Genomic DNA, 12272 nt, shown 5'->3' with positions numbered 1-12272 from the left:
CGCCCATCGCCACGGCGTTCGCCCGCCGCACCCTGCCCGGAACAGCCGCGCAGCGGCCCGGGCATCGCACGGCCGCCCCCAGGGTCACCGCCCGATCCCCCTTGCCGCCCGCGCCTGCCCCGTGCATCAAGGGATCATGACAGACCGCCCCGATATCCTCTGCATCGGCTCCGTCCTGTGGGACGTGATCGGCCGTTCCGCCAGCGCGATGCGCGCGGGCTCGGACGTGCCGGGCCGGATCACGCGGCTGCCGGGGGGCGTGGCGCTGAACATCGCCATGGCGATGGCGCGCGCAGGCCTGCGCCCGGCGCTGCTGTCCTCGGTCGGCCGCGATGCCGAGGGCGACGAACTGGTCGCCGCCTGCGCGGCGCTGACCCTCGAAACCGCCTATCTCTACCGATCGGACGACCTGCCGACCGACCGGTACATGGCGGTCGAGGGCGCCAACGGGCTGATCGCCGCCATCGCCGACGCCCATTCGCTTGAGGCGGCGGGCGACAAGATCCTGCGCCCGCTCAGCGACGGGCGGCTGGGTACGGCGGAGGCGCCCTTTGCCGGCACCGTGGCGCTGGACGGGAACCTGACGCAGATGCTGCTGGAGCGTATCGCCACCGACCCGGCGCTGGCGCGGGCCGATCTGCGGGTGGCGCCCGCCTCGCCCGGCAAGGCCGAGCGGCTGCTGCCGTTCCTGACCCATCCCCGCGCGGTGCTTTACGTCAACCTCGAAGAGGCAAGCCTGCTGGCGCAGCGCGGCTTTACCGACAGCGCCACGGCGGCCGAGGCGCTGGTGGCACGCGGCGCGAAACGGGTGCTGGTCACCGATGGCGGCAACCCCGCGGCCGAGGCGGCGGCGGGCCAGCCCACGATCGGCCGGCAACCGCCCGAGGTGCTGGTGACCCGCGTCACCGGCGCGGGCGATACCTTCATGGCGGCCCATATCGCCGCCGAACGCGACGGTGCCGACCGCGCGCAGGCGCTGGCCCGCGCGCTGGACACCGCCGCGCAATACGTATCGGGAGACACGAGCCTATGATCCGCCCTACCCTTTCGCCCGAGGTCGCCGGGGCGCTGGCCGATGGCCGCCCCGTCGTCGCGCTGGAAAGCACGATCATCACCCACGGGATGCCCTGGCCGCAGAACCTGGAAACCGCGCGGCTGGTCGAGGAAACCGTGCGGTCCGCCAGCGCCGTGCCCGCCACCGTCGCGGTGCTCGACGGGGTGCTTTACGCCGGGCTGACCGATGGGCAACTGACCGCGCTGGCACAGGCCGAAGACGTGGCGAAACTCAGCCGCGCCGATATCGCCGCCTGCATGGCGCAGGGCCGCACCGGCGCCACCACCGTGGCGGCCACGATGATCGGCGCGCATCTGGCCGGAATCGCCGTCTTCGCCACCGGCGGGATCGGCGGGGTGCACAAGGGCGCGGAAGACACGTTCGACATCTCCGCCGACCTGCACGAGCTGGCCCGCACCCCGGTCACGGTGGTCGCCGCCGGGGCCAAGGCGATCCTCGACCTGCCCAAGACGCTTGAGGTGCTGGAAACGCTGGGCGTGCCGGTCCTGGCCTACGGGCAGGACGCCTTCCCGGCCTTCTGGTCGCGCGACGCGGGGCTGGCCGCGCCGCTGCGCGCCGACAGCGCCGCCGATATCGCCGCGGCGCACCGGATGCGGGCGGGGCTGGGGCTGACCGGCGGCCAGCTTGTCGCCAACCCGATCCCGCAGCAGGACGAGATCCCGGCCGCCACGCTGGCCCCGATCATCGCGCAGGCGCAGGCCGAGGCCGCAGCGCAGGGCATCGCCGGCAAGGCGGTCACGCCCTTCCTGTTGCAACGTATCTTCGAGCTGACCGAAGGGCGGTCGCTGACCGCCAATATCGCGCTGGTGCTGAACAACGCGCGGCTGGGCGCGGAAATCGCCCGCGAACTGGGCGCGGCACGGGATCGCGCCTGACCCCGCCTGCCGCTGCGTATTGTGGCCGGACCCGTTAAAGCCTAAATGTCGCAAAGCGTTTTGCGAGGCACAGGGCCAGTCATGAACACCCCGTTCGAATTCAACGATCACCCGGACCCGCCGCGCAGGCCGGGCATTTTCGCGCGGCTGCGCTCGTCCTTCCTGACGGGGCTGGTGGTGATCGCGCCGGTGGGGCTGACGATCTGGCTGATCTGGACGGTGATCGGCTGGGTCGACAGTTTCGTGCTGCCCTTCATCCCGCAGGCCTATCAGCCCGACGTGGTGCTGCGCGCGCTGATCGGCGACGAGCTTTATGCCCGGTGGCTGGGCGACGACACGCAGCTGCATATCCGCGGCGTCGGCGTGGTGATCTTTCTGCTGTTCACCATCGTGGTGGGCTGGCTGGCCAAGGGGTTCATCGGGCGGTCGCTGATCCGCTGGGCCGAAGGGCTGGTCGACCGGATGCCGGTCGTCAGATCGGTCTATAACGGGGTCAAGCAACTGGCCGAGACCGTGTTCGCGCAATCCGAAAGCAGTTTCGAAAAGGCCTGCCTGATCCAGTATCCGCGCAAGGGGATATGGGCCATCGGATTCATCTCGACCACGGCCAGGGGCGAGATCGCGGGCCGGGCCGAAACCTCGGGCGGGCTTTTGTCGGTCTTCGTGCCGACCACGCCGAACCCCACATCCGGCTTCCTGTTGTTCTTTCCGCAGGAGGACGTGATCGAACTGGACATGACGGTCGAGGATGCCGCCAAGCTGGTGATCTCGGCCGGGCTGGTCTATCCCAACCCCAAGGACCCGACGAAGCCGGCAAAACAGGGGTAAACCGCTGATCCGATGACGAAAAGGAGCCGAAGAACGGGCGGTTCGCAACAGAAGGGCACCGCACGGCCGCGGTCGGGCGAACCAATCCAGCGTGCAGATGCCCCAAAAGGGCAAATGCCCTGACCATCGCCCCCGCCTTCAGCCATACATCGCCTGCAGGTCGACCGTGCCGCGCGCGCCCAGATCGGATTTATGCGCCGCCAGGAAGGCATCCGCCGCCGTCCTGCCCGCGGATTTGAGCCGGCTCAGCAACACCGGCCCCGGCGCCAGCTTGGTGCTTGCCGTCAATTCGGTCATCAGCGCGTCATCGGCGATCATGTGCACCAGCACATCCTTCATGCGGCCGCGCCCCAGGTTGCCCTCGGCGATGAGCCTTTTCACAAAGGCAATGGCCCGCAACTCGCGCAGGAGCGAGCTGTTGAAGCTGATCTCGTTGATCCGGTTATGGATCTGCTGCGGCGAAACCGGCACGCCCGCACGTTCCTGCGGGTTGATGCAGACGATCAGGATATCGTCCGGCAGATCGGCGGCGAACAGCGGAAACAGGGCCGGATTGCCGGTATAGCCGCCGTCCCAGAACGCCTCGGTCTCGCCGGTTTTCGGGTTCTCGATCTCGACCGCCTTGAACATCGTGGGCAGGCAGGCCGAGGCCAGGATCGCGTCGGGCGTGATCTCGTCCCCGGAAAAGATGCGGATCTTGCCGGTCTGCACATTGGTCGCGCCGATGAACAGGCGCGGCCCCTCGGCGGCACAGACGGTGTCGTAATGGAACCGCTCGGCCACCTTGCGCAGCGGGTTGTCGTAAAACGGCCCCAGCGCGTAGGGCGAGGAAAACCGCGAGGCGGCATCGGCCATCGCGCTGCCGATCGAATATTCGAAGGCCCGGCCCAGCAGCGCCGCCGAGGGCGCAAAGGCCATCATCCATTGCATCATCGGCGTGTCCTGCTGCGCCCCCAGCTGCTGCCACAGCCATTCGAGATTGGCCCGCGCCCCGTCGCGTCCGCCCTCCAGCCAGCCGGCCTTGAACGCCGCGCCGTTCATCGCCCCGGCGGAACTGCCCGAGATGCCGGCAACCTCGATATCCTCGTCATCCAGAAGCCTGTCGAGCACACCCCAGGTAAAGGCGCCATGCGCCCCCCCGCCCTGCAGCGCCAGATTGATGCGGATCGTATCGCTCATAACCAATTTTTCCCCTGTCGCCGGCAAACACGCCTTTCGGGCGAATTTTTCCTTTTCGACGCGCGCCTTGGCTGTTTATCCTCGGGCCATCTGCGCGCCGCGTTCAAACTGACATTGGGGAACATTCATGGAAACAGCAAATCACGTCACCGACTGCCTTATCATCGGCGCCGGGCCCGCCGGGCTGCAGGCGGCCTATTTCCTGGACAGGAAGGGCATCAGTTTCCGTATCCTCGAACGGGGCGCGGTCGGGCAGTTCTTTCGCCGGTTCCCGCGCCACCGGATGCTGATTTCCATCAACAAGGTGCATACCGGCCTCAGCAACCCCGATACGAAGCTGCGCTTCGACTGGAACAGCCTGCTGAACGACGAGGGGCAGATGTTCACCGATGTCAGCCGCCGCTATTTCCCCGATGCCGACGATTACGTGGGCTATCTCGATGCCTTTGCCGAAAGGTTCGCCGACCGGATCAGCTGCGGGGTCGAGGTCACGCGGATCGGGAAAGAGGGTGAGCTGTTCACGGTGGAAACCGGCGATGGCGCGACGCATCACGCCCGCACGGTGATCGTGGCCACCGGCGTCTCGCGCCCCTGGCACGCGGATATCGAAGGGATCGGCCTGGCCGAGCAATATCACGATTTCGACCCGACGCCCGAGCGGTTCCGCGATAAGCGCGTGGCGATCCTGGGCAAGGGCAATTCGGCCTTCGAGACCGCCGAGTCGCTGATCGAAGAGGCGCAGGCGATCCATGTCGTCAGCCCCAACCCGGTGAAATTCGCGTGGAACACGCATTTCGTCGGCAACCTGCGGGCGGTGAACAACAATTTCCTCGATACCTACCAGCTGAAATCGCAAAACGCCGTGGTGGACGGCGCCGTGACCCGGATTGAAAAAGAGGGCGACGGGCTGACGCTCCATGTCGCCATGAGCGCCGCCGAAGGGCATGAGATCGTGCTGCATTACGATCACGTCATCGCCTGCACCGGCTTCCGTTTCGACGACTCGATCCTCGACCCGGCGATCCGCCCCGAGATGCGCCACATGGGCAAGTTTCCGGCGATGACCGCCGAATGGGAAAGCGAGGCCGCGCCGGGCCTGTTCTTTGCCGGCACCATCATGCAATGCCGCGATTTCAAGAAGACCATGTCGGGTTTCGTGCACGGGTTCCGCCACAACGTGAAATGTCTGGCCGAGTTCGTGGCGGGCCGCGTGACCGGCCAGCCCTATCCGCACGGCACCGCGCCGCTGGACCGGCCGGCGCTGGGCGGGCTGCTGATCGACCGTATCAGCACCGCCTCGGGCATGTTCCTGCAACCCTCGTTCCTGGGGGATGTCATCGTGCTGGACGGGCCGGAGGCCGGGGCGCATTACACCGACGTGCCGATGCACTGGGCCGATGAGGCGCCGGAGTTCCGGGGCCGCACGGTGCTGCGCGTGACTCTGGAATTCGGCAATTTCGGCCCCGACCCGATGCATGTGAAGCGTGCCCACACCACCGACGGGGACGCCGCCGACCCGTTCATCCACCCGGTGCTGCGGCTGGTGCGCGACGGCGAGGTGCTGGCGCAGGCGCATCTGTCCGACCACCTCGACAGCGACTGGCGCGCGCCGGGGGCCAAGGACGCGGGCGCGGGTACGGTGCAGCGCATGACCTATGTCGATGCGGGCCGCACCCTGTCGGGCAACGAGGTGGCAGAGCGCCAGATCGCGGATTTCTTCGACCGGGCGGGCCTGTTCGCCGCAACGCCCGTGGCGGTGCCGGCGCAGTAACCGCATTCGCAACAGAGGGCATCGCACGGCCGCGGTCGGGCGATCCGACGGTCGGGATTTGGCAGTTTATCGTGCCGCCACATCCTCCCTCAAAGCGGAGTGCTTGCGGCAGCCAATCGCCCGGCCGGGGGGCGGCCGTGCGATGCCCGGGCCGCTGCGCGGCTGTTCCGGGCAAGGTGCATCACTCGACTGTCGTGTAAGGGCGCGGCGGTGACACCGCGCCCTCCCGGATCACAGCGCGGTCCAGCCGCCGTCCACGCTGATCGTCGTGCCGGTGATCTGGTCGGCGGCGGGCGAGCACAGGAATACCGCGGTGCCGCCGATCTGTTCGACGGTGGCGAATTGCTTGGACGGCTGGCGCTCCAGAATCACCTTCTGCACCGCCTCTTCCTCGGTCATGCCGTATTTCGCGGCCGTGTCGGGAATCTGCGCCTCGACCAGCGGGGTTTTCACGTAGCCGGGGCAGATCGCGTTGCAGGTGATATCCTCCTGCGCGGTTTCCAGCGCGGTGACCTTGGTCAGCCCCACAACCCCGTGCTTGGCCGCCACATAGGCCGATTTGTAGGGCGAGGCCGTCAGTCCGTGCGCCGAGGCGATATTGACCACCCTGCCCCAGCCCGCCTTGCGCATCACCGGCAGCGCGGCGGCGGTGCAGTGAAAGGCCGAGGACATGTTGATCGCGATGATCGCATCCCATTTCGCCACCGGGAAATCCTCGATCGGGCTGACATGCTGGATGCCTGCGTTGTTCACGAGGATATCGCAGGCCCCGGCCTGCGCGATCAGCGCGCGGCAGGCGTCGGGGTCGGACATGTCGGCCGCGATATAGCGCGCGGTCACGCCGAATTCGGCCGCCAGGCCGGCGGCCAGCTTGTGATCCTCGTCCCGGTCGGTAAAGGAATTCAGCACCACGTTCGCGCCCGCGCGGGCCAGTTCCCGGGCAACGCCCAGCCCGATCCCGGAATTCGATCCGGTGACGATGGCGGTCTTTCCTGCAAAGCTCATGGATGGCTCCTTGTCTGGTTTCCCCGCCATCCTGACATTCTGCATCTGCAAAAGGAACCAAGACCCCGCCAGCGGGCACACAAAAAAAAACGCCGGCACAAGGCCGGCGTTCAGTTATTGAGGCAGGTTTCATACAGGCAAGAAACCTATCGAGCAGTGCCCTCTTTATAAGCAATCCAACACGCGACTCCAAGCTAAAAGTTTGAAAAGCAATGAATCCACCGCTACGTTCCGCCTCAAGAAAACAAAGGCAGAGCAGGATTGTTGCAGAAATGCGGTCTATATTTTTCCGTAAATCCCTGGTCGTCACCGCCGTTGCGGCCTTTGTTTTTCAGGCCGTGGCGGGAATCGCCGAACCGCGCCATGGCATCGCTATGTATGGCGAGCCGCAGCTACCACCGGATTTTGTGTCCCTGCCCTATGCCAACCCCGACGCGCCCCGTGGCGGGAGGCTGGTCGAGGGCAATACCGGGGGCTTCGATTCGCTCAACCCGTTCCTGCGCAAGGGCACGGTCCCGTGGCAGTTGCGGTTTTATGCCTATGAATCGCTGATGACGCGAAACTGGGACGAACCCTTTGCGCTTTACGGCCTTCTGGCCGAATCGGTCGAGGTCGCGCCGGACCGGTCCTGGGTCGAATTCACGCTGCGCCCGCAGGCGCGATTCTCGGATGGCAGCCCGGTCACGGTCGAGGACGTGATCTGGTCCTACGAGACATTGGGCACGGTGGGCCACCCCCGCTACCTTCCGTTCTGGACGCAGGTCGAAAGCATCGAACAGACCGGCCCGCGCAGCCTGCGCCTGACATTCGAGGGCGACAACCGCGAACTGGCGCTGATCGCCGGGCTGCGCCCGATCCTGAAAAAGGCGCAATGGGAGGGGCGCGATTTCACCGCCGGCACGATCCGCGACATTCCCATCGGCACCGCGCCCTATGTCGTCACCGGGTACGAGGCGGGCCGCCACGTCACGCTGACGCGCGACCCCGATTACTGGGGCAACGACCTGCCGATCCGGCGCGGCATCGCCAATCTCGATGAGATCCGCATCGAGTTCTTCGGCGACGAGAACGTCATGTTCGAGGCGTTCAAGGCCGGTGTCCTCAATTTCTACCGCGAAACCAACGCCGACAAATGGGCCACGCAATACGATTTTCCCGCCGTGCAATCGGGCCGGATCGTGCTGTCGGAAATCCGCCACGACCGCCCCACCGGCATGACCGGCTTCGTGATGAACACCCGCCGCCCGCACCTGGCCGACTGGCGCGTGCGCGAGGCGCTGATCCTGGCGTTCAACTTTCCCTATATCAACGGCACCGTGACCGGCGGGCGGCAGCCGCGCATCACCTCCTATTTCGCCAATTCCGACCTGGCCATGCGCCCCGGCCCGGCCAGCGGCCGGGTGCGCGCGCTGCTGGCCCCCTTCGCCGATACGCTGCCACCCGGCGCGATCGAGGGCTATGCCCTGCCCGAAGGCGACAGCGCGCCGCGCAACCGGGGCGACCTGCGCCGGGCGGTCGATCTGCTGGCGCAGGCCGGATGGAGCGTAGAGCAGGGCGTGCTGCGCAACGCCGAGGGCCAGCCGTTCCAGATCGAGGCGGTGCTGCGCCAGGGCGACAAGCGGATGGAATCGGTTCTGCAGATCTATACCCGCGCGCTGGAGCGGCTGGGCATCGCGCTGACCGTCCGCAGCATCGACAACGCCCAGTTCACCGAGCGCGAGGCCGCGGCCGATTTCGACATCATGACCTTCCGGCGCGACCTGTCGCTCAGCCCCGGCACCGAGCAGCGGCTTTACTGGGGCTCGGAAGGCGCCGACCGCAACGGCACCCGCAACCTGATGGGCGTGCAAAGCGCGGCGGTGGACGCGATGATCGACGCGCTGCTGAACGCCGAAACCCCCGAGGATTTCACCGCCGCCGCCCGCGCGCTGGACCGGGTGCTGATGGCGGGGCGCTTCGTCATCCCGATCTGGACCACCCTGACCGACCGCGTGGCCCATGCCAAAAACTTGAAATTTCCCGAAAATACGCCGATATATGGCGACAGGATCGGCTGGATGCCCGATGTCTGGTGGTCCGAAGATTAACAAAGAATAACGAACGAAGGCAGAGCAGAGATGACAATCGCAAGGCAGATGGGTCTTGTGGCGCTGATCGCCCTTCTGGGCGGCTGCGGCACGATCGACGGCATCGGTCAGGATATCTCGGGCGCGGCGCGCACGGTCCAGAGCTGGTTCTGAGCCCCGCGCTTCAGGCCAGTGACGTGACCCAGAGGATCGTCGCATCCTCCTGGCTGACCGAGATGACGTTATGTCCCATCGCGGCGTCGTAATAGGCGCTGTCGCCCCGGCGCATTTCGACCGGCTCGTAGAACTCGGTATAAAGCCGGATCACACCCGTCAGCACGTACAGGAATTCCTCGCCGTCGTGGCGCACCCAGCCATCGAACTCGTCCATCGAGCGCGCGCGCACCCGCGCGCGATAGGGCAGCATCTTTTTCTTGGTCAGGCCTTCGGCCAGCAACTCGTGCTCGTAGGTGGCGGTGGCATGGGCCGCACCCTCGTCGGACCGGGTGACCGACATGCGCCCGTTGATCTGGTCGCGCTGCGGCGGGGTGAAGAGCTGCGGCACCGAGATCGCCAGCCCCGTCGCCAGTTTCTTGAGCGCCTCGTAGGTGGGCGACATCTGCCCGTTCTCGATCTTCGACAGGGTCGAGCGCGCCAGCCCCGCCCGCGCCGCCGCCTGTTCCAGCGTCCAGTCACGCGCCTTGCGCAGCTCGCGCACGCGGCTTCCGAGGTCGAGCGGCTCGGCCGCCTCGTCCTCGCCGGTCGATCGCGCGATGCGGATCAGGGCCTTGGGATCTCTTTCCGTCATGGCGTTGCTATAAGCGGGCATCGCGGGCCTTGCAACTGCGCCCGCGCGGGCCTAACCCAAGGCCATGCTGTCCGTTTTCGATACCGGCGCGCCCGCGCCCTGCCCCGCCCCCTTCAACATGGCCGCCCATGTGCTGGCCCATGCCGGGGATCTGCCCGACAAGATCGCGCTGGCGGTGCTGTCGCCCGCCGGGGCCGACCGCTGGAGTTACGCCAGGCTGGCCGCCGCCGTGCGCGGCACCGGAACCGGGCTGCTGCAAGCGGGGTTCGCACCGGGCGACATCCTGCTGATGCGGCTGGGCAATACGGTGGAGTTTCCCATCGCCTATCTCGGCGCCATCGCCGTCGGCATGGTGCCGGTGCCGACCTCCAGCCAGTTGACCGCGCCCGAGGTGGACAGGATGATCGCCGGGCTGAAACCGGCGGGCATCCTGCGCGACGCGGGCGTGCCCTGCCCCGACGATCCCGGCGTGCCGGTGATCGGCACCGATGCGCTGGAGGACATGCGCAGCCTGCCGCCCTGCGACTACGCGATGGGCGATCCCGACCGGCTGGCCTATATCGTCTATACCTCGGGCACCTCGGGCGTGCCCCGCGCGGTTTGCCACGCGCATCGCGCGATCTGGGCCCGGCGCATGATGCACGAGGGCTGGTACGGGCTGGGACAGGACGACCGCCTGCTTCATGCCGGGGCGTTCAACTGGACCTTCACGCTGGGCACCGGGTTGATGGACCCGTGGAGCGTCGGCGCCACGGCGCTGATCCCCGCCAGGGGTGTCGGCCCCGACACGCTGCCGCTGCTGCTCAAACGCCATGACGCGACGCTTTTCGCCGCCGCCCCGGGGGTTTACCGCAAGATCCTGAACCATCACGACCGGATCGACCTGCCGAAACTGCGGCACGGGCTGGCGGCGGGCGAAAAGCTGTCCGACAGCATCCGCCGGCACTGGAACGACGCCACCGGCACCCGGATATACGAGGCGTACGGGATGTCGGAATGTTCCACCTTCATCTCGGGCAGCCCCGCGCATCCTTCGCGCGCCGGTATGCTGGGCCAGCCGCAGGACGGGCGGCGGGTTGCCATCGTCGATGCCGACGGACAGCCGGTTGCGATGGGCACGGAAGGCACGATCGCGGTCGGCACCGCCGATCCCGGCCTGATGCTGGGCTACCTGGGCGCCGAGACCGACACCGCCGCGCGGATCAGGGGCGAATGGTTCCTGACCGGCGATCAGGGCCACATGGAAGAGGACGGGCAGATCGCCTATCACGGGCGCAACGACGACATGATGAACGCGGGCGGCTACTGCGTCTCGCCGCTCGAGGTCGAGGCCGCGCTGCTGGCCCATCCCGGTATCACCGAGGCGGGCGCGACCGATATCGAGGTCAAGGAAGACGTGCGCCTGATCGCCGCCTTCTACACCGGCCCCGCCGACATCCCCGCGGACGAACTGGCCGCGTGGTGCGCCGAACGGCTGGCCCGCTACAAGCAGCCGCGCATCTTCCGCAGGCTCGACGCCCTGCCGACCAACCCCAACGGCAAGCTGCAACGCCAGGCGTTGAAGGCGCTGGTCTGAAGGCGGGCAACGGCTGCGGCACTTTTCATCCGCGCCCGCGCCTGTTACCCCGGCGCGATGCGAATGAGGCCAACATGATCAAGCTCGATATCTTTTCCGATCCGATCTGCCCGTGGTGCTATATCGGCAAGACGCGGCTGGACCGCGCGCTGGAGCAGCGCCCCGGCCATCCCTTCACGATCGAATGGCATCCCTTCCAGCTCAACCCCGACATGCCGCGCGAGGGGATGGACCGCCGCGCCTATCTCGAGGCCAAGTTCGGCGGCAGGGAGGCGGCGGTAAAAGCCTATATGCCGGTGGTGGAGCACGCCGCGCAGGCCGGGCTGACCATCGACTTCGAGGCGATCGCACGCACGCCGAACACGATGGACGCGCACCGCCTGATCCACTGGGCCGGGATCGAGGGGCGGCAGACATTCGTTGTCAGCGCGCTGTTCCGCGCCTATTTCACCGAGGGCCGCGATATCGGCGATGCCGAGGTGCTGGCCGATATCGCCGACAGTGCGGGCATGGACGCCGCGATGATCCAGCGGCTTCTGGCCTCGGACGCCGACCTGCAGGAGATCCGCGAGAGGGACGCCGCCGCGCGCGAGATGGGCATAAACTCGGTGCCGACCTTCCTCGTCAACCGCCAGCACGCGGTGCCGGGCGCGCAGGCGACCGACCTGTGGCTGAAGGTGATCGACGAAATCGCCGGGCAGGTGCAGGCCGGGGGAGAACACGGAGGCATGATGTGAATACCGAGGCCGCCAGGCTCCTGATCGGCGCGCTTGTCGCGGTCGTCGCGGTCGGCACGGTGTTCTTTCATTATGTCGAGGGGTGGAGCTGGCTCGACGCCTATTTCTTTACCGTCGTGACCCTGTCCACCGTCGGTTATGGCAGCCTTGTGCCGGCAACGGCGCTGGGCAAGATCGCCGCCACGGTCCTGATCTTTACCGGGCTCGGCATATTCGCCGCCGCGATCCAGCACTTTTCCAACATCACCATCGCCAGCCGCCTGCGCCGCCGCCGTGCCGAGCGCGAGAAACGGCGCGAAACCACGGAAGACGAGGATGGCGACGCGTGACACCCCTTCCGTGACGTCAACCA

12 protein-coding genes are annotated in these 12272 nt (G+C 67.1%); 9 read left to right on the top strand and 3 right to left on the bottom strand.

Going from position 1 to position 12272, the window contains the following annotated elements; all coding sequences use genetic code 11:
• Positions 1-136 precede the first annotated feature (136 nt).
• The 3 genes from F3H87_RS05735 (at position 137) to F3H87_RS05725 (ending at position 2778) form a co-directional block, all read left to right on the top strand.
• Positions 137-1033 (top strand): PfkB family carbohydrate kinase, encoded by an 897-nt coding sequence (locus tag F3H87_RS05735; protein WP_149786013.1) that lies wholly within the window; start codon positions 137-139, stop codon positions 1031-1033.
• Positions 1030-1950 carry a pseudouridine-5'-phosphate glycosidase gene (locus F3H87_RS05730; RefSeq protein ID WP_149786014.1) on the top strand — a complete coding sequence of 307 codons (921 nt, stop codon included), beginning with the start codon at positions 1030-1032 and terminating at the stop codon, positions 1948-1950. Before F3H87_RS05735 ends, F3H87_RS05730 begins: the two co-directional genes overlap by 4 nt.
• 81 nt (positions 1951-2031) lie before the next feature.
• On the top strand, positions 2032-2778 hold the full coding sequence (locus F3H87_RS05725) for a DUF502 domain-containing protein (RefSeq protein WP_149786015.1): 747 nt from the start codon (positions 2032-2034) through the stop codon (positions 2776-2778).
• A 138-nt stretch (positions 2779-2916) separates the two neighbouring features.
• On the opposite strand, the gene F3H87_RS05720 is transcribed toward F3H87_RS05725, so the two are convergent.
• Positions 2917-3957: a patatin-like phospholipase family protein gene (locus F3H87_RS05720; protein ID WP_149786016.1), complete on the bottom strand. Its 1041-nt coding sequence runs from the start codon at positions 3955-3957 to the stop codon at positions 2917-2919.
• Positions 3958-4084: 127 nt separating this feature from the next.
• On the opposite strand from F3H87_RS05720, the gene F3H87_RS05715 reads away from it, so the two are divergent.
• Positions 4085-5728 (top strand): NAD(P)-binding domain-containing protein, encoded by a 1644-nt coding sequence (locus tag F3H87_RS05715; protein WP_149786017.1) that lies wholly within the window; start codon positions 4085-4087, stop codon positions 5726-5728.
• A gap of 231 nt (positions 5729-5959) precedes the next feature.
• On the opposite strand, the gene F3H87_RS05710 is transcribed toward F3H87_RS05715, so the two are convergent.
• Entirely contained in the window at positions 5960-6733 is a 774-nt protein-coding gene (locus tag F3H87_RS05710) for a 3-hydroxybutyrate dehydrogenase (protein WP_149786018.1), read from the bottom strand.
• A 272-nt stretch (positions 6734-7005) separates the two neighbouring features.
• Between F3H87_RS05710 and F3H87_RS05705 the strand changes: the two genes are divergently transcribed.
• Both F3H87_RS05705 and F3H87_RS05700 read left to right on the top strand, forming a co-directional pair.
• On the top strand, positions 7006-8820 hold the full coding sequence (locus F3H87_RS05705; RefSeq protein WP_149786019.1) for an extracellular solute-binding protein: 1815 nt from the start codon (positions 7006-7008) through the stop codon (positions 8818-8820).
• Positions 8821-8850: 30 nt separating this feature from the next.
• On the top strand, positions 8851-8973 hold the full coding sequence (locus F3H87_RS05700; protein WP_223227967.1) for an entericidin EcnA/B family protein: 123 nt from the start codon (positions 8851-8853) through the stop codon (positions 8971-8973).
• Positions 8974-8983: 10 nt separating this feature from the next.
• On the opposite strand, the gene F3H87_RS05695 is transcribed toward F3H87_RS05700, so the two are convergent.
• On the bottom strand, positions 8984-9607 hold the full coding sequence (locus tag F3H87_RS05695) for a helix-turn-helix domain-containing protein (protein ID WP_149786020.1): 624 nt from the start codon (positions 9605-9607) through the stop codon (positions 8984-8986).
• 64 nt (positions 9608-9671) lie between these two features.
• On the opposite strand from F3H87_RS05695, the gene F3H87_RS05690 reads away from it, so the two are divergent.
• The 3 genes from F3H87_RS05690 to F3H87_RS05680 all read left to right on the top strand — a co-directional run bounded on the left by F3H87_RS05690 (position 9672) and on the right by F3H87_RS05680 (position 12249).
• Positions 9672-11183 (top strand): class I adenylate-forming enzyme family protein, encoded by a 1512-nt coding sequence (locus F3H87_RS05690; protein WP_149786021.1) that lies wholly within the window; start codon positions 9672-9674, stop codon positions 11181-11183.
• 74 nt (positions 11184-11257) lie between these two features.
• Positions 11258-11920, top strand: coding sequence for a DsbA family oxidoreductase (locus F3H87_RS05685; RefSeq protein ID WP_149786022.1), 663 nt, complete (start codon positions 11258-11260; stop codon positions 11918-11920).
• Entirely contained in the window at positions 11917-12249 is a 333-nt protein-coding gene (locus tag F3H87_RS05680; RefSeq protein ID WP_149786023.1) for a potassium channel family protein, read from the top strand. Before F3H87_RS05685 ends, F3H87_RS05680 begins: the two co-directional genes overlap by 4 nt.
• Positions 12250-12272 lie beyond the last annotated feature (23 nt).

The sequence above is a fragment of the Lutimaribacter pacificus genome (genome assembly GCF_900142185.1).
In the GTDB taxonomy this organism is placed as follows: Bacteria; Pseudomonadota; Alphaproteobacteria; order Rhodobacterales; family Rhodobacteraceae; genus Lutimaribacter; species Lutimaribacter pacificus.
The sequence above is the reverse complement of the archived record's forward strand: the minus strand, read 5'-3'. Positions and strand labels throughout refer to the sequence as shown.

Coding starts and splice junctions, on each gene's coding strand:
- F3H87_RS05735 (WP_149786013.1), top strand. CDS start 137: ATGACAGACCGCCCCGATATCCTCTGCATCGGCTCCGTCCTGTGGGAC.
- F3H87_RS05730 (WP_149786014.1), top strand. CDS start 1,030: ATGATCCGCCCTACCCTTTCGCCCGAGGTCGCCGGGGCGCTGGCCGAT.
- F3H87_RS05725 (WP_149786015.1), top strand. CDS start 2,032: ATGAACACCCCGTTCGAATTCAACGATCACCCGGACCCGCCGCGCAGG.
- F3H87_RS05720 (WP_149786016.1), bottom strand. CDS start 3,957: ATGAGCGATACGATCCGCATCAATCTGGCGCTGCAGGGCGGGGGGGCG.
- F3H87_RS05715 (WP_149786017.1), top strand. CDS start 4,085: ATGGAAACAGCAAATCACGTCACCGACTGCCTTATCATCGGCGCCGGG.
- F3H87_RS05710 (WP_149786018.1), bottom strand. CDS start 6,733: ATGAGCTTTGCAGGAAAGACCGCCATCGTCACCGGATCGAATTCCGGG.
- F3H87_RS05705 (WP_149786019.1), top strand. CDS start 7,006: ATGCGGTCTATATTTTTCCGTAAATCCCTGGTCGTCACCGCCGTTGCG.
- F3H87_RS05700 (WP_223227967.1), top strand. CDS start 8,851: ATGACAATCGCAAGGCAGATGGGTCTTGTGGCGCTGATCGCCCTTCTG.
- F3H87_RS05695 (WP_149786020.1), bottom strand. CDS start 9,607: ATGACGGAAAGAGATCCCAAGGCCCTGATCCGCATCGCGCGATCGACC.
- F3H87_RS05690 (WP_149786021.1), top strand. CDS start 9,672: ATGCTGTCCGTTTTCGATACCGGCGCGCCCGCGCCCTGCCCCGCCCCC.
- F3H87_RS05685 (WP_149786022.1), top strand. CDS start 11,258: ATGATCAAGCTCGATATCTTTTCCGATCCGATCTGCCCGTGGTGCTAT.